Annotated in this window: 21 protein-coding genes; 11 read left to right on the forward strand and 10 right to left on the reverse strand. The window is 72.1% G+C overall.

Features of this window, described 5'->3' with window-relative positions:
• The first annotated feature begins 249 nt into the window (after nt 1-249).
• Nucleotides 250-3936 (forward strand): chromosome segregation protein SMC, encoded by a 3687-nt coding sequence (smc, locus tag IEZ08_RS08405; protein WP_189241951.1) that lies wholly within the window; start codon nt 250-252, stop codon nt 3934-3936.
• 68 nt (nt 3937-4004) lie between these two features.
• Nucleotides 4005-5183: a signal recognition particle-docking protein FtsY gene (gene ftsY / locus IEZ08_RS08410; protein ID WP_229802984.1), complete on the forward strand. Its 1179-nt coding sequence runs from the start codon at nt 4005-4007 to the stop codon at nt 5181-5183.
• A gap of 371 nt (nt 5184-5554) precedes the next feature.
• Here ftsY and IEZ08_RS08415 read toward each other — a convergent pair whose 3' ends face one another.
• The 5 genes from IEZ08_RS08415 to IEZ08_RS08435 form a co-directional block, all read right to left on the reverse strand.
• On the reverse strand, nt 5555-6811 hold the full coding sequence (locus tag IEZ08_RS08415; RefSeq protein WP_189241952.1) for an RNA polymerase sigma factor: 1257 nt from the start codon (nt 6809-6811) through the stop codon (nt 5555-5557).
• A 9-nt stretch (nt 6812-6820) separates the two neighbouring features.
• On the reverse strand, nt 6821-7243 hold the full coding sequence (locus IEZ08_RS08420) for a YciI family protein (protein WP_068926469.1): 423 nt from the start codon (nt 7241-7243) through the stop codon (nt 6821-6823).
• A 195-nt stretch (nt 7244-7438) separates the two neighbouring features.
• Nucleotides 7439-8221 carry an ABC transporter ATP-binding protein gene (locus tag IEZ08_RS08425; RefSeq protein WP_068926467.1) on the reverse strand — a complete coding sequence of 261 codons (783 nt, stop codon included), beginning with the start codon at nt 8219-8221 and terminating at the stop codon, nt 7439-7441.
• Nucleotides 8218-9309 (reverse strand): FecCD family ABC transporter permease, encoded by a 1092-nt coding sequence (locus IEZ08_RS08430; protein WP_068926465.1) that lies wholly within the window; start codon nt 9307-9309, stop codon nt 8218-8220. The genes IEZ08_RS08425 and IEZ08_RS08430 overlap by 4 nt, the downstream gene beginning before the upstream one ends.
• A complete protein-coding gene (locus IEZ08_RS08435; protein ID WP_229802985.1) occupies nt 9306-10358 on the reverse strand; it encodes a FecCD family ABC transporter permease in 1053 nt (350 codons plus the stop codon). Before IEZ08_RS08435 ends, IEZ08_RS08430 begins: the two co-directional genes overlap by 4 nt.
• 97 nt (nt 10359-10455) lie before the next feature.
• On the opposite strand from IEZ08_RS08435, the gene IEZ08_RS08440 reads away from it, so the two are divergent.
• A complete protein-coding gene (locus IEZ08_RS08440; RefSeq protein ID WP_189241953.1) occupies nt 10456-11481 on the forward strand; it encodes an ABC transporter substrate-binding protein in 1026 nt (341 codons plus the stop codon).
• Nucleotides 11482-11640: 159 nt separating this feature from the next.
• Here IEZ08_RS08440 and cds1 read toward each other — a convergent pair whose 3' ends face one another.
• On the reverse strand, nt 11641-12717 hold the full coding sequence (cds1, locus tag IEZ08_RS08445; RefSeq protein WP_068926459.1) for an L-cysteine desulfhydrase Cds1: 1077 nt from the start codon (nt 12715-12717) through the stop codon (nt 11641-11643).
• Between the two features lie 265 nt (nt 12718-12982).
• On the opposite strand from cds1, the gene IEZ08_RS08450 reads away from it, so the two are divergent.
• Nucleotides 12983-13576, forward strand: coding sequence for a sigma-70 family RNA polymerase sigma factor (locus IEZ08_RS08450; protein WP_068926457.1), 594 nt, complete (start codon nt 12983-12985; stop codon nt 13574-13576).
• Between the two features lie 107 nt (nt 13577-13683).
• Here IEZ08_RS08450 and IEZ08_RS08455 read toward each other — a convergent pair whose 3' ends face one another.
• Together IEZ08_RS08455 and IEZ08_RS08460 are read right to left on the reverse strand one after the other, a co-directional pair.
• On the reverse strand, nt 13684-14619 hold the full coding sequence (locus tag IEZ08_RS08455) for an anti-sigma factor RsbA family regulatory protein (protein ID WP_189241954.1): 936 nt from the start codon (nt 14617-14619) through the stop codon (nt 13684-13686).
• A 61-nt stretch (nt 14620-14680) separates the two neighbouring features.
• A complete protein-coding gene (locus IEZ08_RS08460; RefSeq protein WP_068926454.1) occupies nt 14681-15517 on the reverse strand; it encodes a DMT family transporter in 837 nt (278 codons plus the stop codon).
• Nucleotides 15518-15602: 85 nt separating this feature from the next.
• On the opposite strand from IEZ08_RS08460, the gene IEZ08_RS08465 reads away from it, so the two are divergent.
• From IEZ08_RS08465 to IEZ08_RS08480, 4 genes are all read left to right on the forward strand, one after another.
• Entirely contained in the window at nt 15603-16178 is a 576-nt protein-coding gene (locus tag IEZ08_RS08465; RefSeq protein WP_068926452.1) for a helix-turn-helix domain-containing protein, read from the forward strand.
• A 156-nt stretch (nt 16179-16334) separates the two neighbouring features.
• Nucleotides 16335-17114: a polysaccharide deacetylase family protein gene (locus IEZ08_RS08470; RefSeq protein WP_068926450.1), complete on the forward strand. Its 780-nt coding sequence runs from the start codon at nt 16335-16337 to the stop codon at nt 17112-17114.
• Between the two features lie 80 nt (nt 17115-17194).
• Nucleotides 17195-17830 carry a DUF2461 domain-containing protein gene (locus IEZ08_RS08475; protein WP_189241955.1) on the forward strand — a complete coding sequence of 212 codons (636 nt, stop codon included), beginning with the start codon at nt 17195-17197 and terminating at the stop codon, nt 17828-17830.
• A gap of 100 nt (nt 17831-17930) precedes the next feature.
• The gene (locus IEZ08_RS08480) at nt 17931-18362 is read left to right on the forward strand and encodes a PaaI family thioesterase (RefSeq protein WP_229802992.1); all 432 of its coding nucleotides are present in this window, start codon (nt 17931-17933) and stop codon (nt 18360-18362) included.
• A 64-nt stretch (nt 18363-18426) separates the two neighbouring features.
• Here IEZ08_RS08480 and IEZ08_RS08485 read toward each other — a convergent pair whose 3' ends face one another.
• Together IEZ08_RS08485 and typA are read right to left on the reverse strand one after the other, a co-directional pair.
• Entirely contained in the window at nt 18427-19182 is a 756-nt protein-coding gene (locus tag IEZ08_RS08485; RefSeq protein WP_189241956.1) for a superoxide dismutase family protein, read from the reverse strand.
• A 327-nt stretch (nt 19183-19509) separates the two neighbouring features.
• Nucleotides 19510-21363, reverse strand: coding sequence for a translational GTPase TypA (gene typA / locus IEZ08_RS08490; protein ID WP_068926443.1), 1854 nt, complete (start codon nt 21361-21363; stop codon nt 19510-19512).
• Between the two features lie 209 nt (nt 21364-21572).
• Here typA and IEZ08_RS08495 point away from each other — a divergent pair, with 209 nt between their 5' ends.
• From IEZ08_RS08495 to IEZ08_RS08505, 3 genes are read left to right on the forward strand one after another with little or no spacing between them, the layout of a single operon-like run.
• On the forward strand, nt 21573-22379 hold the full coding sequence (locus IEZ08_RS08495) for an alpha/beta hydrolase (RefSeq protein WP_084780656.1): 807 nt from the start codon (nt 21573-21575) through the stop codon (nt 22377-22379).
• 43 nt (nt 22380-22422) lie between these two features.
• Nucleotides 22423-24462 (forward strand): phosphate acetyltransferase, encoded by a 2040-nt coding sequence (pta, locus tag IEZ08_RS08500; protein WP_068926441.1) that lies wholly within the window; start codon nt 22423-22425, stop codon nt 24460-24462.
• Complete coding sequence (locus IEZ08_RS08505; RefSeq protein ID WP_189241957.1) at nt 24459-25619, forward strand: acetate/propionate family kinase; 1161 nt, start codon at nt 24459-24461, stop codon at nt 25617-25619. Before pta ends, IEZ08_RS08505 begins: the two co-directional genes overlap by 4 nt.
• Nucleotides 25620-25845: the final 226 nt, after the last annotated feature.

Consider the following 25845-nt stretch of genomic DNA (forward strand, 5'->3'; position numbering starts at 1 on the left):
GGAGGGTTGTGGAACAAGCCCCTCGCCGCGTTCCGCATCCATGCAGGGCACCCTAGGCCGTGTGCGGGCGGGCGCGGGTGAAGAACGGTAGTCTTCCCCGACAAGGATGCGCCGGGACCCGGTCCGCGCGCCGGTCGCCGCCCCCGGGCCGCGGCGCCGCGGGACGGCGGAGGGCCCGGGAGACCCGGGAGACAGCGCCGCCCCCGGTGCGGGCGGCTCGCAGGACGGTCAGGGGATGAGGGGGTTCCGATGTACCTGAAGACCCTCACCCTGCGCGGTTTCAAGTCCTTCGCCTCGGCGACCACCCTGCGCTTCGAGCCGGGCATCACCGCCGTCGTCGGCCCCAACGGCTCCGGCAAGTCCAACGTCGTCGACGCCCTGGCCTGGGTCATGGGCGAGCACAGCGCCAAGTCCCTGCGCGGCGGCAAGATGGAGGACGTCATCTTCGCCGGCACCTCCTCGCGTGCCCCGCTGGGCCGCGCCGAGGTCACGCTCACCATCGACAACTCCGACGGGGCCCTCCCGATCGACTACACCGAGGTCACGATCAGCCGCCTGATGTTCCGGGGCGGCCAGAGCGAGTACGCCATCAACGGCGACACCTGCCGCCTGCTCGACATCCAGGAGCTGCTGTCGGACTCCGGCATCGGCCGCGAGATGCACGTCATCGTCGGCCAGGGCCAGCTCGACCAGGTGCTGCACGCCGGCCCGGAGGATCGCCGGGCGTTCATCGAGGAGGCCGCCGGCGTCCTGAAGCACCGCAAGCGCAAGGAGAAGGCGCTGCGGAAGCTGGACGCCATGCAGGCCAACCTGAACCGTGTCCAGGACCTCGTCACCGAGCTGCGCCGTCAGCTCAAGCCGCTGGGCCGGCAGGCCGAGATCGCCCGCAGGGCCGCCGTCATCCAGGCCGACCTCCGCGACGCCCGGCTGCGCCTGCTCGCCGACGACGTGCTCACGCTGCGGACCGCCCTGGAGCGTGAGGCCGCCGACGAGGCCGCCGTCCTGGCCCGCCGCAGGGCGGTGGAGGAGGAGCTGGAGCAGAGCCAGCAGAGCGAGACGGAGCTGGAGGCGGCCGAGGCCGAGGCCCAGCCGCGGCTGGCCGCCGCGCAGGAGACCTACTTCCGGCTGTCCTCGCTCCGCGAGCGGTTGCGCGGCCTGGCCGGGCTGGCCGCCGAGCGGCACCGGAACGCCGCCGACACCGCGGTGGAGCGGCGCGGGCGCGATCCCGAGGACTACGAGCGCGAGGCCGAGGAGGTCCGCGAGCAGGAACGGGTGCTGGAGGAGCTGCTGACCGGGGAGCGGGAGTCGCTCGCCCACGCCGTGGCCCGGCGCACCGAGGCCGAGAACGCGCTCGCGGCCGAGGAGCGGCGGCTGGCCGCCGAGGCCAGGGCCGCCGCCGACCGCCGTGAGGGGCTCGCCCGGCTCCGGGGCCAGGTCGGCGCGGTGCGCAGCCGCGCGGAGGCCGCCGAGGAGGAGATCGGGCGGCTGTCCCGGTCCCTGGCCGAGGCCGAGCAGCGGGCCGGGCGCGCCGAGGCGGAGCTCGCCGCCCAGGAGCAGGCCGAGCCGGACGGCGACCCCGTCCTGGCCGAGGAGGTGGAGATCGCCCTGGCGGCCGTGGAGTCGGCCCGGCAGGCCGTGGAGACCGCCAAGGCGGTGGTGGAGGAGGCCAAGGGCGCCGTCGCCGGCCCGAATGCCGCGCTGGGCGCGGCCCGGGCCGCGCTGTCGGCCGCGCGCGCGGCCGACCAGGAGGCGCAGCGCCAGGTCGCCGCGCTGGAGGCGCGGTTCGAGGCGCTGGAGCTGGGCCTGTCCAGGGGCGCGGACGGCGGTGCGGCGCTGCTGGCCGCCGACGGCGGGACGGTCACCGGGGTGCTCGGCCCGGTCGCGGCCATGATGTCCGTACGACCCGGCGCCGAGGCGGCCCTCGCCGCGGTGCTGGGCGCCGCCGCCGAGGCGGTCGCTGTGGAGTCCCTGCAGAGCGCGGTGGACGCGGTGGAGTTCCTGCGGGCTCGGGAGGGCGGCCGGGCGGACCTGGTCATCGCCGCCGCGGGCCCGCCGCCCCCGCCCGGCCCCGTCCCGGTGCCCGGCGCCGAGTGGGCGGCGGACCTGGTGACCGTCCCCGGCGAGGTGCGGACGGCCGTCGCGCGCCTGCTCGACGGCGTGCTGGTCGTCGACGACCTCCAGGCCGCCAGGAAGATCGTGGAACAGTGGCCGGAGCTGCGGGCGGTCACCCGCTCCGGTGATCTCATCGCGGACCACGCGGCCTCGGGCGGCGGGAGCGCGGGCACCTCGGCCATCCAGATGCGGACCGCGCTCGACGAGGCCGCCGCCGACCTTCAACAGGCCCGCCGCGCCGCCGCGGAGGCGGCGGTGGTCATGGAGGAGGCGGCGCGGGCCGAGGGTGAGGCCCAGCTCGCCGTGGAGGCCGCCCAGGCCGGGGTGGCCGAGGCCCAGGCCGGGGTGCAGACCGCCCAGGGCGGGGTGAACGCGGCCCAGGCCGCGCTGGACGCGGTCCGGGCCCGTCAGCGCGACGCCGACCAGCGGATCGCCGCCGCGACCCGGCGGCTCGCCCAGCTCGGCGCGGCGGCCACGGCCGCCAGGGGCGAGTGCGAGCGGCTGGCCGAGGGCGTGCGGGCCGCGCAGGAGGCGCGCGGGCGGAGCCTGGCGGAGCTGGCCGAGCTGCAGGAGCGGCTCACCGCCGCCGAGCAGGCCGGGGAACGGGAGCCCGAGCCCGGCACCGAGATCCGCGACGAGCTCGCCGAGGGCTGCGCGGCGGCCCGGCAGGACGAGATGGAGGCCCGCCTGGCCGTGCGCACGGCCGAGGAACGGGTCAGGGGCATCGCGGGCCGGGCCGACGCCCTGGTGCGCGCGGCGGAGCGGGAGCGGCAGGAGCGGGCCGCGGCCGCCCGGCTGCGCGAGCGCCGTCGCCGGCAGGCGCGGGTGGCCCAGGCGGTCCTGCGGGGCGCGGAGACGGCCCAGCGCGCGCTGGAGGCCTCACTCGCCGCGGCCGCCGCCGAGCGCGACGAGGCCGGGCAGGCGCGCGGGCGCGTCGACGCCGCGCTCAAGGCCGTCCGCCTGAAGGTCCGGGAGCTCTCCGCGGAGCTGGACAAGTTGGTCAACCGGGCGCACGGCAGCGAGGTGGCCAGGACCGAGCAGCGGCTCCGCCTGGAGCAGCTGGAGACCCGTGCCGTCGAGGAGTACGGCGTCGAGCCCGAGATCCTCCTGGCCGAGTACGGCCCGGACGAGCCCGTGCCGGCGGCCGACGGCGAGCCGGTGCCGTACGTCCGGGCCGAGCAGGACAAGCGCGCCCGGGCGGCCGAGCGGCAGATGGCGCAGCTCGGCAAGGTCAACCCGCTCGCGCTGGAGGAGTTCGCGGCGCTGGAGGAGCGCCACGCCTTCCTCACCTCGCAGCTGGAGGACCTCAAGAAGACCCGCCGCGACCTGCTCCTCGTGGTCAAGGAGGTCGACGACCGGGTCGAGCAGGTGTTCGCGGCCGCCTACGAGGACGTCGCCCGGGAGTTCGAGACGATCTTCAGCAGGGTGTTCCCGGGCGGCGAGGGCAGGCTGGTGCTCACCGACCCGGAGAACATGCTGACCACCGGCGTCGAGGTCGAGGCCCGCCCGCCGGGCAAGAAGGTCAAGCGGCTGTCGCTGCTGTCGGGCGGTGAGCGCTCGCTGACCGCGGTGGCGTTCCTGGTGGCCATCTTCAAGGCGCGGCCCTCGCCGTTCTACGTGATGGACGAGGTCGAGGCGGCGCTGGACGACACCAACACCCAGCGGTTGCTGACCCTCTTCGAGGAGCTCCGGCAGACCTCGCAGATCATCATCATCACCCACCAGAAGCGGACGATGGAGATCGCCGACGCCCTGTACGGCGTGTCGATGCGGGGCGACGGCGTCACCCAGGTCATCAGCCAGCGCCTGAGAGACAGCGCCTGACAGGACACGGGGCCGTCTGACGGGCAGAAGGTCGGACTATGACCTTCTGTCTGGGAAACTAGGCGGTTGTGGAGAGCTATCTCGGCCTAATCGTGATCATCGCCGTCGCCGTCCTGCTCGCGGCGGGCGGCATGTTCCTGCTGATCCGGCAGGGGAAGAAGGTGACGCCGCCGCCCCGGCCGCCGGAGGTCCGGCCGGCCCCCGAGGAGGAGCGGGCGGCTCCGCCGAGCGCGGGCGTCCGCGAGGACGAGGCGGTGACGACCACCGTCCCGCCCCCGGCCCGGCCGATCGAGCCCCCGGTCGCTCCGCAGCTGGAGGTCCCGCCGCCGTCCGCCGGCCGGATGGTGCGGTTGCGCGCCCGGCTGGCCCGCTCGCAGACCACCCTCGGCAAGGGACTGCTGGAGCTGCTCTCCCGCGACCGCCTCGACGACGACGTCTGGGACGAGATCGAGGAGACGCTGATCGGCGCCGACGTCGGCGTGGCCCCGACCCAGGTGATGGTGGAGGAGCTGCGCACGCGCGTGAAGGTGCTGGGCAGCCGGACCCCCGACGAGGTGCGCGGTCTGCTGCGTGAGCAGCTGCTCGCCCAGATCGGCACCGACACCGACCGGACCCTGCACGTCACCAAGCACGGCGAGCGCCCGGCGGTGGTGCTCGTGGTCGGTGTCAACGGCACCGGCAAGACCACCACCACGGGCAAGCTGGCACGCTCGCTGGTGGGCGACGGCAAGCACGTCGTGCTCGGCGCGGCCGACACCTTCCGCGCCGCCGCCGCCGACCAGCTCCAGACCTGGGGCGACCGGGTCGGCGCCGAGGTCGTGCGCGGCCCGGAGGGCGGCGACCCCGCCTCCGTCGCCTTCGACGCCGTGGCCAAGGGCATGGACGTCAAGGCCGACGCCGTGATCGTGGACACCGCGGGCCGCCTGCACACCAAGACCGGCCTGATGGACGAGCTCGGCAAGGTCAAGCGCGTCATCGAGAAGAAGGCCACGGTGGACGAGGTGCTGCTCGTCCTCGACGCCACCACCGGCCAGAACGGCATGCGCCAGGCGCAGGTGTTCGCGGAGGTCGTCAACATCACCGGCATCGCCCTCACCAAGCTCGACGGTACGGCCAAGGGCGGCATCGTCATCTCCGTCCAGCGCGAGCTGGGCGTCCCGGTCAAGCTCGTCGGCCTCGGCGAGGGACCCGACGACCTGGCCCCCTTCGACCCCGAGGTCTTCGTCGACGCCCTGCTCGGCGACTGACCTCCGGCGCGGGTCCGTACGCGTTCCGTATCCGGGAAGCACCCCTTTCACAGGGGTGCTTCTTTTTTGCGAATATGATCTATTGATTTCTTGTCCGGATATTTGAAATGTCCGGAATCCTAAGAAAAATTGTGTTACCAATTGGTTGAGAGGTGGATTACCCCTCGGCCGTCTGATCGGAAAGGCTGGGAAGTGAAGAAGGTCATCGTTCACAAGCCCGGAACCGTGCAGCTCAAGGGAGAGGCGAGCCCCAGGCACACCGGCGGTTGACCGGCGAGGGACCGGCACCGGGAAAACGGCGCCGATCTCGTTCACCGAGAGGACCGGTGTCCGCCTCTCCGGATGCCGGTCTTGCCCTCCCGCCTCTCCCGTTACGAATTCTCACCGTCGTCCGGCAGGCGGGCGGCGCGGGCGTGCAGATAGCGCTGCTGCGGGAGACCCGTCGCCCGCCGGGCCGCCGCCAGATAGCAGTCACGTGCCGCCGCGCGGTCGCCGGCCATCTCCAGCAGGTGCGCGCGGACCGCGTGGAGCCGGTGGTCCCCGGCGATCCGCCCGTCGGCCGCGAGCTCGTCGAGCAGGCCGAGTCCCGCGCGCGGGCCGCGGGCCATGGCCACCGCCACGGCGTGGTTCAGCGCCACCACGGGGTTGTCGGAGATCCGCATCAGCAGCTCGTACAGCGCCGTGATCTGCGGCCAGTCGGTCGCCTCGGCGCTCGGCGCCTCGTCGTGCAGCGCGGCGATCGCGGCCTGGAGCTGGTACGGGCCGGCAGCCGTTCCCCGGCTGAGCGCGCCGGTGACGAGCGCCACGCCCTCGGCGACGTACCCGGCGTTCCACCGGCTCCGGTCCTGTTCGGCCATCGGGATCAGGGCGCCGTCCGGCCCGGTACGCGCCGGCCTGCGCGCGTCGGTGAGCAGCATCAGCGCGAGCAGCCCCGCGACCTCGCCGTCGCCGGGCAGCAGCCGGTGGACGATCCGGGTCAGCCGGATGGCCTCGGAGGACAGCTCGGCGCGCTGCAGGTCGGGACCCGACGTGCTGGCGTATCCCTCGTTGAAGATCAGATAGAGCACGTGGAGGACCGCGCCGAGCCGCTCGGCGCGCTCCGGACCCGAGGGCAGGCCGAACGGGAGGCCGCTGTCCTTGATGGCCTGCTTGGCCCGGCTGATGCGCCGGGTCATGGTCGCCTCCGGCACCAGGAAGGCGCGGGCGATCTCCGCGGTGGTCAGGCCGCCGACCGCCCGCAGGGTGAGCGCGATCTGGGAGGCCGGGGAGAGCGCGGGGTGGCAGCACATGAACAGCAGGACGAGCGTGTCGTCGGTCTCCGGCACGTGCAGGTCGGCGGCGGGCGCGAGCCACCGGTCGGCGGGCGTCCACCGGGCGACGGTCTCCTCCCGCTCCCGGCGGGCCTGCCGGGAGCGGAGCAGGTCGGTCAGCCTGCGCGAGGCCACCTTGACCAGCCAGGCCCGGGGGTCGTCCGGGACGCCCTCCCCGGGCCACTGCGTCGCGGCCGCCAGGAGCGCCTCCTGCACCGCGTCCTCGGCGGTGTCGAAGTTCCCGTAGCGCCGGACCACCGCGCCGAGGACCTGCGGCGCCAGCAGGCGCAGCAGGTCCTCGATCCGGTCATCCGCCACGGCGGCCGGTCACACCGTCAGCTCGTCGACGCCGTCGGCGATCGGGCGCACGTCCACGTACCACTCGCGCCCGAGATCGGCCCCCTCCGGATGCGGGGTCCCGGCCAGCCGCGCGGCGATCTCGGTGGCCCGGTCGAAGCTCGCGCACTCGACGATCGTGTAACCCGCGAGGACCTCCTGGGTCTCGGCGTACGGCCCGTCGGTCACGACGGGGACCCCGTCCCGCAGCCGGATCCTCCTGGCGTGCACGGGCGCGCTCAGGCCCTGGGCGTCGACGAACTCCCCGGACTCGACCAGTTCCTTGTTCCACGCCTCCATGAAGGCGTGCATGGCCGCCATGTCGTCGGCGGACCAGGTCACCGTGTCGGTGGGCCTGCCGGAGATCATGTCGTAGTCCCGCTGCGAGCCGTACATCATGATCATGTACTTCATGGGTCTCCCCTTCTCTCCGCCGGCACCCCTTCCGGTGCCGCTCACCGGGGACGTCGGAGCCGCGGGCCCGTACCGGACATCCCCCGCGGGGGGGATCTCACATTTTTCCGGCGGGGGCCGTACGGGATCAAGGGGGCGGGCCCGCGGACACGGCACGGGGACGCGGGAAGGCCCGTGCCGCGGGCCGCGGACTCCTCAGTGGCGCACGCCGATGGGGACGACGAGCGGGGTACCCGCCACCGGGTCCTCGATGACCTTGGCGTCGAGGTCGAAGACTTCCGACAGGAGGGACTCGGTGAGCACCTCGGCCGGGGTGCCCGCGGCGATGACCTTGCCGCCGCGCATGGCGACCAGGCGGTCGGCGTAACGGGCGGCGAGGTTGAGGTCGTGCAGGACCATCACCACGGTCCGGCCCAGCTCTCCGTGGAGCCTGCGGACCAGCTCCAGCACCTCGACCTGGTGCGCCAGGTCGAGGAAGGTCGTCGGCTCGTCGAGCAGGAGCAGGTCGGTGCCCTGGGCGAGCGCCATGGAGATCCACGCGCGCTGGCGCTGGCCTCCCGAGAGCTCGTCCAGCGGGCGCTCGCCCAGGTCGAGCAGGCCGGTCATGGACAGCGCCTCGCTGACGGCCGACTCGTCGTCGGACGACCACTGCCGGTACCAGGTCTGGTGCGGGTGCCGTCCCCGGGCCACCAGGTCGGCCACGGTCAGCCCCTCCGGGGCCGTCGGCGCCTGCGGGAGCACGCCCAGGACCTTGGCGACCTCCTTGGTGGGCATGCGGTCGATGCGCTTGCCGTCCAGCAGCACCTCCCCGCCCGCGGGCTTGAGCAGCCGTCCCAGGGCCCGCAGGAGCGTGGACTTCCCACAGCCGTTCGGACCGATGATCGTGGTCACCGTCCCGGCCTCGATTCCGAGGTCGAGTCCGTCGACGATGATGCGATCGCCGTACCCGAGCCTGACGTCAACGGCCTGCAATCTCATGAACGAGCCTCTCTGCGCGCGCGGACGAGGAGATAGATCAGATAGGGGGCGCCGAGCACCGCGGTGATCACGCCCACGGGGAGTTCGACGGGGCTGAAGAGGGTCCGGGCGACCAGGTCGGCGGCGCTGGTCAGGAACGCGCCGGCCAGGGCGGAGACCAGCAGCGGGGGCTGGGCCACCCCGGCCAGGCGCAGCGCGATCTGCGGGGCGGCCAGGGCGACGAAGGCGATGGGCCCGGCCGAGGCGGTGGCGACCGCGGCGAGCAGCACGGCGGCGAGGATCATCAGGCCGCGGGCGAGGTTCGTCCGCACGCCCAGGCCGGTCACGGTGTCGTCGCCGAAGCGCAGCGCGCCGAGGGAGCGGGTGCCGAGCAGGGCCGGCGGGACGAGGACCGCCAGCGCCAGCGCCGTGGGGTGGACGTGCTCCCAGCCCCGGCCGTTGAGCGAGCCGCTGATCCAGACCATGGCCCGGCTGCTGTCGTTGACGTCGCCGAGGGTCAGCAGCCAGTACTTCACGTTGGTGAACACGGCCGTGACGCCGATGCCGACCAGGACCAGGCGGTAGCCGTCCAGCCCGCGGCGCCAGGCCAGGAGATAGACGATCAGCGCGCCGGCCAGGCCGCCGGCCACGGCCAGCAGCGGGATGCCGAGCTGGGCCAGAGCGCCGCTGGGGCCGCCGTGCGCGCTCCCGGCGGCCACGATGGCCGCGACCACGGCCACGCTGGCGCCGCTGGTCACGCCGAGGATGTCGGGGCTGGCCAGTGGGTTGCGGGCGATGGCCTGGGTGATCGCGCCGGCCAGCGCGAGCGCCGCGCCGACCAGGGCGCCGGTCAGCGCGCGGGGCAGGCGCAGCTCCATCACCACGAAGTGGTCCGGCCCGTCATCGGTGATCGCCTGGACGACCTCGGCCAGCGTCATCGGGATGTCGCCGATGCGCATGCTGAGGGCCGTCGTCAGCGCCACGGCCGCCAGCAGGACCAGGGCGATGACGGCCGAGCGCAACCGGAGCAGCCACGAGACGGGGCCGACGCGCAGCGGCCGCTCGTGCGGGAGCCGTACCGGGGCCGGGGGAGGGGACAGGGGAGTCACAGGCGGACCGGCTTCCTACGGCGGACCAGGGCGATGAAGAAGGGCGCGCCCAGCATGGCCAGCACGACGCCGACCTCCAGTTCGCCGGGGCGGGCGACGACGCGGCCGGCCACGTCGGCGAGGAGCAGGGCGCAGGCGCCGAGCAGCCCGGAGTACGGCAGCAGCCAGCGGTGGTCCGGCCCGGAGAGCGGGCGGGCCAGGTGCGGGACCATCAGGCCGAGGAAGGAGAGCGCACCGCAGGCCGCCACCGACGCGCCGCTGAGCAGGGTGATCGCGGCGACGCCGAGGGTCCGGGTCAGGGTGACGTTCTGGCCGAGGGCGCGGGCGACGTCCTCACCGAGGGAGAGCGCGTTCAGGGCGGGGGCGTTGACCAGCGCCAGGAGCAGGCCGGCGGCGATGAAGGGCAACACCTGCCAGGCGACGTCGGGACCCCGGGCCGCGATGGATCCCGACTGCCAGAACCGGAAGACGTCCATGGCCTGCTCGTCCATGAGGACCATCGTCGAGGTGAGGGCGTACAGGAACGCGCTGACCGCGGTTCCCGCGAGGGCGAGGGTGACCGGGGTGGGGCCGCCGCGGCCGCTGACCATGCCCAGGGCGAAGACGCCCACGCTGGCGATCAGCGCTCCGGCGAGGCCGAACCAGATGTAGCCGTACAGGCCGGTGACGCCGAGGACCAGGATGCTGAGCACCATCGCGAACGCCGCGCCCTGGGTGACGCCGAGCAGGCCCGGGTCGGCCAGCGGGTTGCGGGTGTGCCCCTGCATGAGCGCGCCCGCGACGCCGAGCGCGACCCCCGCCATGATCCCGATCACGGTCCTGGGGACGCGCAGCGACCGGATGACGATGTCGTTCTCGGTCCCGGACGGGCTGACCAGCCCGTGCCAGACGTCGGCGGGCGGGATCGGCTTGGCGCCGATCATGATGCTCAGCACGGCGGCCACCGCGAGCGTCGTGAACAGGACGGCGAGGACGAGGAGGCGGCGCCGGTGGACCGCGTGCACCCCTCCGGGCGACGGTGGCCGCGCCACGGTCATCGCTGTGCTCACTGAGTGCCTCTCGTTTGCTGTACCCCGAGCGAGTATGCCAGTTTAGGTATGCCTAATCTAATTCAGGTTAGGCTTGCCTTATCGAGAGGACTTCCAGATGAGAGCGTTGCGCGCCCTGACCGTGGGCGTGGCGGGAGCCGCCCTGTCCGTCGGCCTTGTCGCCTGCGGGTCGAGCGGCGACTCCGACACCGCGGCCGGCGCCGGCGGTGCGTCTCAGGCCCCGGCGGCGAGCGACGCTGCGGGAAGCACCGCGGCCTACCCGCGGACCATCAAGCACGCCATGGGCGAGACGCAGATCCCCGCCCAGCCCAAGCGGGTCGTCGCCCTCGACCAGAGCTTCGTCGACGCGGTTCTCACGCTGGACACCGAGGTCGTCGGCTACACCGTCTACCGGGGGATCGACGAGAAGCTCCCCGAGTACCTGGCCCCGGTCATGGACCAGGCCCAGAACATCAAGGTGGTCGGCACGCTGGAGGCGCCGAGCCTTGAGCAGATCATCGCGCTCAAGCCCGATCTGATCGTCTCGGCCAAGATCCGCCACGAGGCGCTGTACGACAAGCTCACCCAGATCGCGCCGACCGTGTTCAGCGAGACCACCGGCGCCATCTGGAAGGACAACCTCCGGCTGATGGGCCAGGCCCTGGGCAAGGAGGAGCTCGCCGACGAGAGGATCAAGGCCTACGAGGAGCGCGCCGCCAAGATCGGCGCGGCCATCAAGGAGAAGCAGGGCGAGATGCCCACGGTCTCCGTCGCGCGCTTCACCGACGAGCCGACCGTCCGCCTGTACGTGGAGAACTCCTACTCCGGCCTGGTGCTCAAGGACGTCGGCTTCCCGCGGCCCGAGGGGCAGCCGACCACCACTGAGACGATCATGGTGCCGATCAGCGAGGAGAACATCCCCCAGCTCGACGCCGACCACATCTTCGTCGTGTCCTACCCGGACCCGGAGATCGAGGCCGTCCAGAAGCGGTTCCAGTCCAACCCGCTCTGGGGCAAGCTCAAGGGCGAGCAGCACGTGGTCGACGACGTCACGTGGATGAGCGCCGTCGGCATCCAGGGCGCGCACGTCATGCTCGACGACCTGGCGAAGATGTTCGAGGTCGACCCGGCGAAGACCTTCTGAGCCTCCTGAGCCTGCCGGGCCGGGCGCTCCGGACCGCATCCGCCCCGGGCGCCTTCACCCGGTACGGGAAAGCCCCGCGCTCTTTTCCAGGGGGAGCGCGGGGCTTTCCCGTACCCCGGGGGACCGCCGTCCCCTCCCGCGCCCGCACGGGCCGCCGGGTCAGGGGCGGGTGAGGAAGGCGCGGAACTCCTCCAGGTGGGGGGTGATGTCGAGGCCGCGCTCGGCGAGCCAGCCGTCGTCGTCGTAGGTGCAGCGGTAGCGCTCGCCGCCGTCGCAGATCAGCGTCACCACGCTGCCCTCCTCGCCGGCCTCGCGCATCTCCCCGATGAGCTGTACGGCCGCCGCCACGTTGGTGCCGGTGGAACCGCCGACGTGCCGGCCGGTGACCTCGCGGACCCAGCGCATCGCGGCGATGGAGCGGGCGTCGGGGACCTGGATCATGCGGTCGATGACGGTGGGCAGGAAGGACGGCTCGACCCGGGGGCGGCCGATGCCCTCGATGCGGGAGCCGGAGGCGGTGACGGCGTCGTCACCCGAGCACCACGCGGGATAGAAGGCGGAGCCCTCGGGGTCCACCACGGCCAGCCGGGTGGGGTGACGGCGGTAGCGGATGTAGCGGCCGATCGTGGAGGAGGTGCCGCCGGTCCCGGCGCCCACCACGATCCAGGTGGGCTCGGGATGGGGCTCCAGCGCCATCTGGCTGAAGATGCTCTCGGCGATGTTGTTGTTCCCGCGCCAGTCGGTCGCCCGCTCGGCGTAGGTGAACTGGTCCATGAAGTGCCCGCCGGTCTCCCCGGCGAGCCTGCGGGACTCGGCGTAGATCGCTCCGGGGTCGTCCACGAGATGGCACTTGCCGCCGTAGAACTCGATCAGAGCGATTTTCTCGGGAGAGGTCGAGGCGGGCATCACCGCGATGAACGGCAGGCCGAGCAGGCGGGCGAAGTAGGCCTCGCTCACCGCGGTCGAGCCGCTGGAGGCTTCGACCACCGTGGTCGCGGGGCCGATCCAGCCGTTCGCCAGGCCGTACAGGAAGAGCGAACGTGCCAGGCGGTGCTTGAGTGAACCGGTGGGGTGGACTGACTCGTCTTTCAGATAGAGGTTTACGCCCCATCTCGCGGGAAGCGGAAAGACGTGGAGATGAGTGTCGCAACTACGGTTGGCGTCGGCTTCGACCCGGCGGATGGCCTCGGCCGTCCAGTCCCGGGTCGCGGGGTCATGTCGGTCCACAAAGTGCATGACGCCCAAGGTATCCCTACCTGCGTTTATGTGAGGATGCACACATCTCCGGGCGAATCAAGTAAAGGATGTTACCCTATTGAGACTCGGCCGACCGGTGAGCGTGTCACCTCCGCTCACGAAACGGTCACAGATGGGCCTCTCATCCGGGCGGAACTCTTAACGGCTCTCTTACGGAGCCGATGGGAGCATCAGCAAGACTGCCGGAAAGGGTGTATCGCGCCCGTGCCAGGCGGTACCGGGGGAAAGCAACAAGGGGGATGACATGATCACGATGACCGAGGAGCAGCGCCAGAGCTGGTTCGAGCGCGACGTCGTACCGGTGACCAGCCAGCTCTACGCGTCGGCCATGCGTCTGACCCGTAACCCCGCCGATGCCGAGGACCTGGTCCAGGAGACGGTCACCAAGGCCTTCACCTCCTACCACCAGTTCCGCGAGGGCACGAACCTCAAGGCCTGGCTGCACCGCATCCTGACCAACAACTTCATCAACGAGTACCGCAAGAAGCAGCGCTCGCCGAAGCTCTCGGCCACCGAGGACATCGAGGACTGGCAGCTGGCCGCCGCCGAGTCCCACACCTCCACCGGCCTGAAGTCCGCTGAGATGGAGGCGCTGGAGCAGCTGCCGGACAGCGTCGTGATGAACGCCCTGCGCTCGTTGCCGGAGGACTTCCGGGTGGCCGTCTACCTCGCCGACGTCGAGGGTTTCGCCTACAAGGAGATCGCCGAGCGGATGGGCACCCCCATCGGCACGGTCATGTCCCGGCTGCACCGCGGCCGCCGCCAGCTCCGCACGATGCTGGAGGACTACGCCCGTGAGGAGGGCGCCCTGCGCCTGCCGGAGCAGCGCGCCGCCTGAGGCTTCCGTACGGCCCGCAGGCGACCGGACCTGTGGCTTGACCGGGCCTGTGGCTTGACCGGGCCTGTGGTTCGACCAGGTCCGCGGTCGGCCGGGGCCGGAGCCGGTCAGGGCCGCAGTGACATGTGCAGGCGGATCCTGAGGAGTCCGGGGGAGCTGCGGATCTCCACCCGGTCGCAGAGCTGGCGGCTGATCCACAGACCGTAGCCGCGCAGGGACTCGGGTTCCGGCGGACGGTATCCCGCGAGCGGATCGTCGAGCCCGCCCCCGGAGTCGGTGACCTCGCCCACGAGCTTGTCCCCCTCCGCCCAGACCGTGACCCGTCCGTGCCCCGCGCCGTGCTCCACGCTGTTGGCCGCGATCTCCGAGACGCTCAGCACGAACGAGGCGACCAGGTTGCGGTCCATCCCGGCCTCCCGGGCCTGCGCGGTGACCGCGCGCCGGAGCCCGCCCATCGTCTCGGCGGTGAAGGCGGTGACGACCGCGGTGGCGGGGGGATCGGCGAGCGGTGATCCGTCGCCGGGGAGGACGAGGCGTTCGGGCGGTGTGTAGAGGTCGTTGGGTTCCACGCCGTGGGCGTTCAGGTGGGCGGGGTGGGTGTGTGCCAGGTGGCCGGGCGCGGCGGCCCGGTCGTGGAGGCACCAGACGGCGGTGGGGAGTCCCGCGAGCGCGACATTGATCGCCGACTCGTAGCGGACCCACTCCAGGGTCTGCCGCTCGTCCCAGGCGGACCAGGGCGGCTCGCTGATGATCGTCGTCTGTCTCCCCCGCCGCGCGTATTCGTGGTGTGCGGCGAGCGTGCGGCCGGGGCTGACGTGCCAGTGTTCGGTGACCTCGCGGTCGATCCGCCGGGCGTCCTCGCCCAGGACACCGTCCAGCAGGCCGAGCTTGCGCTCGCAGGTGACGACCAGGACGTCGCGGTCGTCGCGCAGTGCGTCGGCGACCAGGGGCGGGACCAGAGTCAGGAAATCCTCGTCGGAGCCGTACGCGACTGCGGTGTGCGCGAACGGCCCGGAGGCGACGGGTGCCCGCGTGGGCTGCACGGGGATGACCGTAACAAGCGCTTGGGATTAACACAACAGGTCAAGGGGAGATGCTCGCCCCTCAGGCGACGGCGATCATCGCGACCGCGGCGAGAGTGCAGCCGATCCCCACCACCTGGACGGTGTTCAGCCTCTCTCCCAGCACGTAGCGGGCCAGCAGCAGGGTGCTCGCCGGGTAGAGCGAGGCCAGCACGCCGACCAGGGCGAGCATGCCGCGCTCCGTGGCGAGCAGGAACAGGACGTTGGCGGCCATGTCCAGAACCCCGGCCACGACGATGGTCCACATCGTGCCCGCGCCGGGCCGCAGCGTGCGGCCGGTGGCCAGCGCCAGCAGGGTGATCAGCGCGACCGAGGCCAGGCGCGCGCCGAACAGCGGCCACATGCCGCCGCCGTCGGGGGCCTGGTCGAGCAGGATGAAGAAGCCGCCGAAGCCCGCACCCGCCGCCAGCGCGCTCAGCACCGGGCCGTAGCCCCGCCGGGCCGCGGCGGGCGAGGAGTCACGGCTGACCAGCACCACCGCGAGCAGGGCGAGCGCGACGCCGCCCAGCGCGACCGGTTCCGGGCGCTCCCCGGCGGCCAGCCCGAACAGCACCGGCAGCGCCGCCGAGGTGGTGGCGGTGACCGGCGCCACCACCGACATCACCCCGGTGGCGAGCGCGCGGTAGAACAACACGAGCGCCACGCCGCCGGACACCCCGGCGGCCATCCCCCAGACGAGCCCGCCCGCCGTGAGTTCCCCGGGCAGGACCGGCAGCAGGGCGGCGACCAGGACCAGACCGGCCAGCTGGGAGAGGACCACCACCGCCATCACCTGGGACCGTCGTGTGGCCAGGCCGCCGAAGAAGTCCGCCGTGCCGTACACGAGCGCACAGGCCGTCGCCAGGACAACCGCCGTCATCGTTCACCTCAGTTCAGTGGATTGCACTATTAGTACAACACACAAAGTGCACTCCAGTGCAAATTAGTTTCACTAGACTGCACTCATGGATCCCGAGACGATCACTGCCGCGATCGCCAACAACGTGCGGGCCCAGCGGGCGCACCGGCAAATGACGCTCGACGAGCTCGCCGCGCGGTCGGGGGTGAGCCGCGGGATGCTGGTCCAGGTCGAGCAGGGACGGACCAATCCCAGCATCAACACGCTCACCCGCATCGCCGACGCCCTCGGCGTGACCGTCGCCCGGATGGTGGAGGTCTCCGACACGCCCGTGGTCCGGGTCGTGAACGCCGCCGACATGGTGACCTTCCCGCACGGGGACGGGAGCGCGGCGAGGCTGCTGGTCGGGACCGACGCGCCCGCGATCCTGGAGCTGTGGGACTGGCGGCTGGCTCCCGGCGAGCACCACGACGGCGACGCCCACCCGCCGGGGACCCGGGAGATGCTCACGGTCCTCGAAGGGGAGCTGACTCTCACGGTGTACGGCAGAAGCCACGCGGTCGGCACGGACGGGGCCGTGGTGTTCAGCGCGGACCGCCCGCACCGGTACGCCAACGAGGGTGAGCGCCCCCTCCGGTTCGTGATGGTCGTGACGGAGCCGCGGGAGACGCCGGACCACTGAGCGGGTCCCGGCTCCTCCTGGAGGTTCATAGTCTGATGTGGCATATCGCGCCTGATGTCCGTTTATCTGGGAAGGAAGTGAGCGAAGTGCCGTGAGAGGCGTGGCCGGCCGTCGTCAACGGCCGTCGCCTCGCCTGACGGGAAATCCGGGGGAGACATGCAGGTGTGGGCTGTGCCGTTGGCGATGGCGCTCGGGCTCGGGCTCGGAGGGACGGCCGTGCCTCCGATCGACCCTCCGGCCGATCCCGCGAGGCTGGCCAGGCAACTCGCCGCGATCCAGTCGGGGTGGCCGCAACCGCGGCATCCCGTCCCGCCTCCGGCGCGCGGGGTCGACTGCGCCGAGGTCAAGTGCGTCGCGCTGACCTTCGACGACGGGCCGGGGGAGCACACCGGAGCGCTGCTCGACGTCCTCGCCGAACACCGGGCCAGGGCGACCTTCTTCGTGATCGGCGTGATGGTGGAGGAGAACGGCGGAGGCGACCTGCGCCGGATGGTGGCCGAGGGGCACGAGCTGGGCAACCACTCCTGGAGCCACGCGCAGCTCACCGCCCTGTCGAGGGACGGCATCGCATCCGAGCTGGACCGTACCCAGAAGATCGTGGAACGGGAGACCGGGGTGCGGATGGTCCTCATGAGACCGCCGTACGGCGCCACCGACGGGAGGGTCGCCGCGGAGAGCCGGAGCCGGGGGCTGTCGCAGATCCTGTGGGACGTCGACACCCTGGACTGGCGTGACCGCGACAGCGCGGTGGTGGTCCGCCGCGCGGGGGAGGCCGCCCCGGGGTCCATCGTGCTCATGCACGACATCCACCGCACGACGATCGACGCGGTGCCCGAGCTGCTGGAGGACCTCGCCGCGGAGGACTACACGTTCGTGACGTTGTCGGAGCTGTACGGCAGGAAGCTGACCCCGGGGAAGCGTTACCTGCGGCGCTGAGGCGCGCCGAGGGGGCGTGAGGGGTGCCGAGGGGACGTGAGGCCGGGAAACTGTCGGTGCCGGATGCCAGGATGGGCGGCATGAGCTTCAGCGGTTTCCCGGACGAGGCGTTCGTGTTCTACGAGGGCCTGGAGGCGGACAACTCCCGCACCTACTGGACCCGCCACCGCCATGTCTACGAGGACATGGTGAAGGCGCCGATGGCGGCGCTGGGGCGGGAGCTGGAGGGCGAGTTCGGCAGGGCGCACCTGTTCCGGCCCAACCGTGACGTGCGTTTCTCCAAGGACAAGTCGCCCTACAAGACCCACCAGGGCGCCTATGTCGCCACCGGTGAGGCGATCGGCTACTACGTCCAGCTCGACGCCGCCGGGCTCTACGTGGGAGCGGGCCTCTACGCCGCCCAGGGCGGGCAGCTGGCCCGCTACCGGGAGGCGGTCGACGAGGAGATCAGCGGCGCCCCGCTGGAGAAGGTCGTGGACGCGGTCCGCGCGGCGGGATACGCGGTCGAGGGCGACCGGCTCAAGACCCGCCCGCGCGGAGCCTCGCAGGACCATCCCCGGCTCGACCTGCTCCGCCACCGCTCGCTGCACGCGGGCCGCCGCTTCGATCCCGAGCCCTGGGTGCACACCCCCGAGGTCGTCTCCCGCGTCCGGGCGGTCTGGCACGACCTGACCCCGCTGGTGGAGTGGCTCACCGTCCACCTCCCGGCCGACTGAGACCGTTGCCCGGGCTTCCGCCGCGGCAGGGGCGACACCGCTGGGAGGTGGTCCGGGACTCCCCAACCGGGCTCCGCCAGGTGATGATGGCGGGGTGACGATGAAGCCCGCCGACGGTGACAGGATCCTGAGTGACAACTTCGCGCCCTGGGTGCGGGATCTCGGGCTGGTGGTCGAGGAACTGGGGGAGCGGCACGCGGTCCTGCGCCTTCCCTGGTCCGACCGGCTGGCCAGGGAAGGCGGCGGCATGTCCGGCCAGGCGCTGATGGCCGCCGCCGACACCGCCACCGTCATCGCGATCTCCTCGGCCCGGGGCGGATTCGTCCCGATGACCACGGTCCAGCAGTCCACGACCTTCCAGCGCCCGATCGTGGGCGAGGACGTGCTCGTCGAGGCCCGGGTCACGAAGCTGGGCCGTACCCTCGCCTTCGCCGACATCACCCTCACCGCGGCCGCCCACGCCGCCGGAGACGCCGCCGGAGTCCCCGCTCCCGCCGCCCACGCCACCGCGGTCTACGCGATCCTCGGCTGAACGGCGCGGCCGGGTCGTCCGGGCACGCCGTACCGGGGAGACCGGGCCGGGGAGACCGGGCCGGTCACCTCACGGTGATCACTCCGCAGGCGATGCGGGCGCCGGAGTCGCCGGACTTCAGCGTCTCCGCGTCGGGACCGGTCGTCATCGTGGTCTCCGACTCGGGATCGTCGGTGTCGGCCGGGTGGTTGTAGCGGTCGGGGATGTTGGCCTGGTTGTCGGCCTTCTCGTGGACGACGACGGCGCTGCCGTCGGCGTCGTCGAGCTGCTTCAGCTGGAAGCGGTCGGTGACGAAGGAGAGTCTGCCGGTTCCGTTCCCGCCCACCAGGAGGTCGGGGAGGTCGCCGGAGTGGCCGGGGTGGGGTTGCGAGCCGAGGGAGAAGTGCCCGCCCGCGCTGGAGAACGGGCTCCCGGTCCCGGGGTCGACGGACCCGGGGTCGCAGACGCCCTTGGTGTGGATGTGGAACCCGTGGTATCCGGTGGGCAGCCCGCTGACCGTGATGCTGATATAGGGCTTGCCGTCCTGGTCCTCCTTGACGGAGAAGGAGCCGACGACCGTGCCCGTCGTGTCCTTGATCTCGGCGGTGGCCGACGTGACGGCGGGCGAGCCCGCACCTCCGGTGCCGGTCGGGCTCGCGGTGCCGGTCGGGCTCGCGGTGCCGGTCGGGCTCGCGGTCGCCACGTCCGGGGTGCCGGTGGGGCCCGGGGTCGCCGGGGAGGGGGTGCCGGTCGGGTGCGGTGCGGCTTCGGCCGACAGCCCGACGCCGGCGGCGATCGCTCCCGCGGCCGTGGCCAGAGCCAGTTGTGTCCTGCGCAGCATGGAAGGTTCCCCCGTAGGTCGTGGCCGTGCTCCGCTTCCGGTACGGAGAGGCGTTCCGGGTCCTCATACCGCAGAAAAAAGCGACAATCCCCCCCATTTCCTCGATATGCCGCAAAAGATCCCATATGTTGCGCGCAGTGTGCGGCCGGGGCGTCGCGTACGGCCGGGCTCCTGCGCGGCTGAGCGGCACGTACGGCTGGGGCACGTGGCTGGGGCGCCATAGGGGACGAGGGCGCCGGATCCCTCACGGGTCCGGCGCCCTCGCCGTACGTGCCGGGCGTGGCGCCCGCCACGCTCCACGCGGATGTCCGGTTGTGCCGGCCCGCGTCAGTTGCCGCGCTTGGCGCGGGCCGTGGTCCGGGCGCGGGTGGCGGCGTCGAGGACGACCTTGCGGATGCGCACGGACTCGGGGGTGATCTCCACGCACTCGTCCTCGCGGATGAACTCCAGCGCCTGCTCCAGGGAGAGCTGGCGCGGCGGGATGACCTTCTCGGTCTCGTCCGCGGTGGAGGAGCGCATGTTGGTGAGCTTCTTCTCCTTGGTGATGTTCACGTCCATGTCGTCGGAGCGCGAGTTCTCACCGATGATCATGCCCTCGTAGACCTCGGTGCCCGGCGAGACGAACAGCACGCCGCGCTCCTGGAGGTTCAGCATGGCGAAGGCCGTCACCGGGCCGGAGCGGTCGGCGACCAGGGAGCCGTTGTTGCGGGTGCGCAGCTCGCCGAACCACGGCTCGTAGGACTCGAAGACGTGGTGGACCAGGCCGGTGCCGCGGGTCTCGGTCAGGAACTCGGTGCGGAAGCCGATCAGGCCGCGGGCCGGGACCACGAACTCCATCCGGATCCATCCGGTGCCGTGGTTGGTCATGTGCTCCATGCGGCCCTTGCGGACGGCCAGCAGCTGGGTGACGGCCCCGAGGTACTCCTCCGGGCAGTCGACGGTCAGCCGCTCGACCGGCTCGTGCAGCTTGCCGTCGATGGTCTTGGTGACGACCTGCGGCTTGCCGACGGTCAGCTCGTAGCCCTCGCGGCGCATCTGCTCGACCAGGATGGCCAGCGCCAGCTCGCCGCGGCCCTGGACCTCCCAGGCGTCCGGGCGCTCGGTCGGCAGCACGCGCAGCGACACGTTGCCGACGAGCTCCTTGTCCAGGCGGTCCTTGACCATGCGGGCGGTGACCTTGGAACCCTTGACCTTGCCGACCAGCGGGGAGGTGTTGGTGCCGATGACCATCGAGATGGCGGGCTCGTCGACGGTGATCAGCGGGAGCGGGCGCGGGTCCTCGGGGTCGGCCAGCGTCTCACCGATCATGATCTCCGGGATGCCGGCGATCGCGATGATGTCGCCGGGACCGGCCTGCTCGGCGGGCTTGCGCTCCAGCGCCTCGGTCATCAGCAGCTCGCTGATCTTGACCCGCTCGATGGTGCCGTCGGTCTTGCACCAGGCGACCTGCTGGCCCTTCTTGATGACGCCCTGGTGCACACGCAGCAGCGCGATGCGGCCCAGGTAGGACGAGGAGTCCAGGTTGGTGACGTGGGCCTGCAGCGGGGCGGACGGGTCGTAGGTCGGGGCCGGAATCGTCTCCTTGATGACCTGGAAGAGCGGCTCCAGGTCCTCGGAGTCGGGCAGGCCGCCGTCCTCGGGGCGGTTCAGCGAGGCGCGCCCGGCCTTGGCCGAGGCGTAGACGATCGGGAAGTCGATCTGCTCCTCGGTGGCGTCCAGGTCCATGAAGAGCTCGTAGACCTCGTCCACGACCTCCTTGATCCGGGCGTCGGGGCGGTCGACCTTGTTGATGCAGAGGATGACCGGCATCTTGGCGGCGAACGCCTTGCGCAGCACGAAGCGGGTCTGCGGCAGCGGGCCCTCGGAGGCGTCGACGAGCAGCACCACGCCGTCCACCATGGACAGGCCGCGCTCGACCTCGCCGCCGAAGTCGGCGTGGCCGGGGGTGTCGATGATGTTGAGGGTCATGTCGCCGTGCTTGACGGCGGTGTTCTTCGCGAGAATGGTGATGCCCTTCTCGCGCTCCAGGTCGTTGGAGTCCATGACGCGGTCGTCGACGTCCTGGTTGGCCCGGAAGGCTCCGGACTGCCAGAGCATGGCGTCCACCAGAGTGGTCTTGCCGTGGTCGACGTGCGCGATGATCGCGATGTTCCGCAGGTCGTCGCGGCTGTTCAAGGGCATGATGGAGTCTCACTCTGTGATCGGTGGAGGCTGGCCGCGGACCGTGCGGCCCTACCATTTTAGTTGATCCGCGCAATCGCTTACGCGCTCTCCTGGTGAAGTGCCCTAATTCATCCCCCATCTACCTTTTTGTAAGAGGGGATCAGTGATCCGGTCGGTGTGGCGAATCCCGACATGTCATGAGATTGATCACTCTCTATGCTCGCACCATGCCTTTCGCGCCGTCGTTCCCCGTGATGCTCAGGACCCAGGACAACGTGCGGATCGACGCCGCGCACACCCCCTCGCGCGGGGCGGCCGATCTCGGGATCGTGCTGGCCCACGGGTTCACCGGCTCGCTCAGGGAGCGTCCCACCCGGCGCATCACCCACGTGCTCAGCGGGTTCGGCGGGGTCGTCTCCCTCGACTTCCGGGGGCACGGCCGCTCGGGCGGGGAGTCGACCGTGGGGGACCTGGAGATCCTCGACCTGGACGCGGCGGTACGGCACGCCCGGGTGATCGGCTACACCAGGGTCGTGACCGTCGGCTTCTCGATGGGCGGAGCGGTGGCCCTGCGCCATGCCGGGATCATGTCCGGAGCAGCGAGCCGGAGCCGGGCGGGCGAGGCGCAGAGCGAGCGCGACCATGAGCGCGGCGTGGACGCGGTGGTCTCGGTGAGCGCCCCCGCGCGGTGGTACTACCGGGGGACCCGGCCGATGCGGCAGGTGCACTGGGCGATCGAGCGGCCGGTCGGGAGACTGGCGGCGCGGCTGGGCAAGGGCACCCGGATCGGGAAGGGCACCTGGGACCCGGTGCCGCTGGCGCCGTACGAGGCCGCCGAGAAGATCGCGCCGACGCCCCTGCTGGTCGTGCACGGCGACGCCGACACGTTCTTCCCACTCGACCACGCCCACCAGATCCACGACGCGGCCCGGGAGCCCAAGGAGCTCTGGATCGAGCCGGGGTACGGCCACGCGGAGTCGGCGGCCACGCCGGACCTGATCCGCCGGATCGGGCGGTGGATCAGCATGGTTTAGTCCTGTTGTGCACGGCAAATGGTCGAGGCGGGGGTAATCGCGTATGCGGAGCATCTACGTGGCCGGTCTCGGCCCCGGGGACGGCAGGCAGATCGTCGAGCTCGGGGTGATGGAGCTGCTGACCCGCCGGGTGGGCAGGACCGGGGTGTTCCGGCCGATCGCCCGGGGGACGCACGCCTCGGAGCTCCTCCAGGAGCGGTACCGCCCGGCCGCCGCGGCGATCGGGGTGACCGCGGAGGACGCCGCGGAGATCTACGCCCGGCGGGGGGCGGAGGAGCTCATCGCCCGGCTGGTCTCCCGCTTCCACACGCTGGAGCGCGAGTGCGACGCGCTGCTGGTCCTGGGCAGCTCCTTCGCCACCGACGACCTCCCGCGCGAGCTGGCTTTCAACGCCCGCCTCGCCGCCGAGTTCGGCGCCCCGGTGATCGTGGTCGTGGGGGCGCACGCCGACGCGGCCGGCGAGATCGCCCGGGAGATGCGCACCGGCTACCAGGTCTTCTCCGACCTGGGCTGCACGGTGCTGGCGGTGATCGCGAACCGGGTGCCGCCCGGGATGACCGTCGAGCCCGACGTGCCGGTGCCGTGCTACGTGATCCCCGAGCACCCCGCGCTGTCGGCGCCGACCGTCGGCCAGGTGGCGCGGGCCGTACAGGCCAAGCAGATCATGGGGGACGACGAGGGGCTGCTGCGGGACGTCACCGGGTTCGTGTTCGGCGGCGCCACGCTCCCGGTGCTGCTGGAGCACCTGATGGAGGGGGCGCTGCTGCTCACTCCGGGCGACCGGTCCGATCTGCTGCTGGCCGCCGCGGCGGCGGAGGCGGCGGGCACGGCACGGACCTCCGGGGTGGTGCTCAGCCTGGGGGAGGAGCCGACGGAGGCGGTACGGACCCTCGTCTCGCGGCTGGCCCCCGGCCTGCCGGTGTTGTCGGCGGCCGAGGGCAGCTTCGCCGTGGCCACCACGCTCGCCGGCCTGGAGGGGCGGCTCGCCGCGGAGAACCCGCGCAAGATCGAGACGGCCCTCGGCCACTTCGACGCGCACGTCGACACCGCCGGCCTCGCCGACCGCATCGAGCTGACCCGCTCCGAGCGGGTCACCCCGATGATGTTCGAGCACACGCTGCTGGAGCGGGCGCGGGCCGACCGCAGGCACATCGTGCTGCCCGAGGGCGAGGAGGACCGCATCCTGCGCGCCGCCGACGTCCTCGCCCGGCGCGGCATCGTCGACCTCACCCTGCTGGGCCGGGAGGAGGTGGTCCGGCGGCGGATCGCCGATCTCGGCCTGGACCTGGCCGGGGTCCCCGTGATCGACCCGCTGACCTCCCCGCTGCGCGAGTCCTTCGCCGAGGAGTACGCCCGGCTCCGCGCGCACAAGGGCATCACCATGGAGCGGGCCAGGGACGTGGTCACCGACGTCAACTTCTTCGGCACGATGCTGCTGCACACCGGCCGGGTGGACGGCATGGTCTCGGGCGCCGCGCACACCACGGCCGCCACGATCCTGCCCGCGTTCCAGATCGTCAGGACGGTCCCGGGCACCTCGATCGTCTCCTCGGTGTTCTTCATGTGCCTGGCCGACAAGGTGCTCGTCTACGGCGACTGCGCGATCAACCCCGACCCGGACGCCGCGCAGCTCGCCGACATCGCGATCTCCTCCGCCCGTACGGCCGAGCGCTTCGGCGTCGAGCCGCGGGTCGCGATGTTGTCCTACTCGACCGGGACCTCGGGTCACGGCGCCGACGTGGACAAGGTCCGCCAGGCCACCGCGATGGTCGCCGAGCGGGCGCCGGGGCTGCTCGTCGCGGGGCCGATCCAGTACGACGCGGCGGTGGATCCGAGGGTCGCGGCGGCCAAGCTGCCCGGCTCGCAGGTCGCGGGCCGGGCGACCGTGCTGGTCTTCCCGGACCTCAACACCGGCAACAACACCTACAAGGCCGTGCAGCGCTCGGCCGGGGCGGTGGCGATCGGCCCGGTCCTGCAGGGTCTGCGCAAGCCCGTCAACGACCTGTCGCGGGGCGCGCTGGTCACCGACATCGTCAGCACCGTCGCCATCACCGCCATCCAGGCCCAGGAGACCGCCCGATGACGCACATCCTGGTCCTGAACTCCGGGTCCTCCTCGGTGAAGTACCGGCTCCTGTCCGCCGGGGACTGGTCCGCGCCCGGGACGGCGACCCGCCTGGCCTCGGGGACGATCGAACGGATCGGCGAGGAGGGCTCCCCGGTGGCCGACCACGCCGCGGCGCTGGAGGTGGTCTCCGGGGAGCTCGCCGCCACGGGGTTCGGGATCGACTCCCCGGAGCTGACCGCGATCGGGCACCGGGTGGTGCACGGCGGCACGGCCTTCACCGAGCCCACGCTCATCACCGATGAGGTGGTCGCCCGGGTCCGGGACCTGATCCCGCTCGCACCCCTGCACAACCCGGCCAACCTGGCCGGCGTGGAGGTGGCCCGGCGGGTCCGTCCCGACCTGCCGCAGGTCGCGGTCTTCGACACCGCCTTCCACGCCACCATGCCCGCCGAAGCCTGCGCCTACGCGATCGACCGGGAGACGGCCGGCCGGCTCGGCATCCGCCGCTACGGCTTCCACGGCACCTCCCACGCCTACGTCTCGCGCGCGGCGGCGGCGCTGGCGGACCGGCCGGACGCCAACGTGATCGTGCTGCACCTGGGCAACGGCGCCAGCGCCTCCGCGGTGGCGGCCGGGCGGTGCGTGGACACCTCGATGGGCATGACCCCGCTGGAGGGGCTCGTGATGGGCACCCGGAGCGGTGACCTCGACCCGGGGGTGATCCTCCACCTGGGGCGGTCGGCGGGCATGTCCCTCGACGAGATCGACACGCTGCTCAACCGGCGCAGCGGCATGCTCGGCCTCTGCGGCGACAACGACATGCGCGAGGTGGAGCGGAGGGTGGCGGCCGGGGACCCGGACGCCGAGCTGGCCCTGGCGGTCTACTGCCACCGGCTGCGCAAGTACGTCGGCGCCTACTACGCGGTGCTCGGCAGGGTGGACGTGATCGCGTTCACCGGCGGGGTGGGGGAGAACTCGTCGCTGGTCAGGGAGCGGGCGATGGCCGGGCTCGACGGGCTCGGGATCGTGCTGGACCCCGCGCGCAACGCCGCCGGCAAGGGCGTGATCTCGGCAGGGGACTCGCGGGTGAGGGTCGCGGTGGTGCCCACAGACGAGGAGCTGGAAATCGCCCGGCAAACTTTTGCGGTGGTTTCGCGAACCAACTGCGGATGAATGCCGTCTACCTACAGCGGATGGAAGAAATCCGCCGGGAGAAGTCCACGGGACACGTACCACCATGATCAGGTGGTCGTGGGACATACTCCCATGTAGTCGGGCGGTAGCCCAGCGTCGCGGGGGCGCGCTGGGTGACCATCCCCGAGGGGCGTGCGGTACGGCGTGAGCCGTACCGCACGCCCCTCGCCTGTGGGGCCGGGTGCGGCCGGGTGCGCGCGGTGAG

Source organism: Planobispora rosea (assembly GCF_014648175.1).
Taxonomy (GTDB): domain Bacteria; phylum Actinomycetota; class Actinomycetes; order Streptosporangiales; family Streptosporangiaceae; genus Planobispora; species Planobispora rosea.

Bases quoted from the DNA above. Each gene is read 5' to 3' on its own strand.
- IEZ08_RS08485 (WP_189241956.1), bottom strand. From the start codon at position 19,182: ATGCTGCGCAGGACACAACTGGCTCTGGCCACGGCCGCGGGAGCGATC.
- IEZ08_RS08505 (WP_189241957.1), top strand. From the start codon at position 24,459: ATGACGCACATCCTGGTCCTGAACTCCGGGTCCTCCTCGGTGAAGTAC.
- IEZ08_RS08425 (WP_068926467.1), bottom strand. From the start codon at position 8,221: ATGAGATTGCAGGCCGTTGACGTCAGGCTCGGGTACGGCGATCGCATC.
- IEZ08_RS08470 (WP_068926450.1), top strand. From the start codon at position 16,335: ATGCAGGTGTGGGCTGTGCCGTTGGCGATGGCGCTCGGGCTCGGGCTC.
- typA (WP_068926443.1), bottom strand. From the start codon at position 21,363: ATGCCCTTGAACAGCCGCGACGACCTGCGGAACATCGCGATCATCGCG.
- IEZ08_RS08495 (WP_084780656.1), top strand. From the start codon at position 21,573: ATGCCTTTCGCGCCGTCGTTCCCCGTGATGCTCAGGACCCAGGACAAC.
- cds1 (WP_068926459.1), bottom strand. From the start codon at position 12,717: ATGCACTTTGTGGACCGACATGACCCCGCGACCCGGGACTGGACGGCC.
- IEZ08_RS08440 (WP_189241953.1), top strand. From the start codon at position 10,456: ATGAGAGCGTTGCGCGCCCTGACCGTGGGCGTGGCGGGAGCCGCCCTG.
- IEZ08_RS08420 (WP_068926469.1), bottom strand. From the start codon at position 7,243: ATGAAGTACATGATCATGATGTACGGCTCGCAGCGGGACTACGACATG.
- IEZ08_RS08480 (WP_229802992.1), top strand. From the start codon at position 17,931: ATGAAGCCCGCCGACGGTGACAGGATCCTGAGTGACAACTTCGCGCCC.
- IEZ08_RS08475 (WP_189241955.1), top strand. From the start codon at position 17,195: ATGAGCTTCAGCGGTTTCCCGGACGAGGCGTTCGTGTTCTACGAGGGC.
- IEZ08_RS08465 (WP_068926452.1), top strand. From the start codon at position 15,603: ATGGATCCCGAGACGATCACTGCCGCGATCGCCAACAACGTGCGGGCC.
- IEZ08_RS08460 (WP_068926454.1), bottom strand. From the start codon at position 15,517: ATGACGGCGGTTGTCCTGGCGACGGCCTGTGCGCTCGTGTACGGCACG.
- IEZ08_RS08450 (WP_068926457.1), top strand. From the start codon at position 12,983: ATGATCACGATGACCGAGGAGCAGCGCCAGAGCTGGTTCGAGCGCGAC.
- pta (WP_068926441.1), top strand. From the start codon at position 22,423: ATGCGGAGCATCTACGTGGCCGGTCTCGGCCCCGGGGACGGCAGGCAG.
- smc (WP_189241951.1), top strand. From the start codon at position 250: ATGTACCTGAAGACCCTCACCCTGCGCGGTTTCAAGTCCTTCGCCTCG.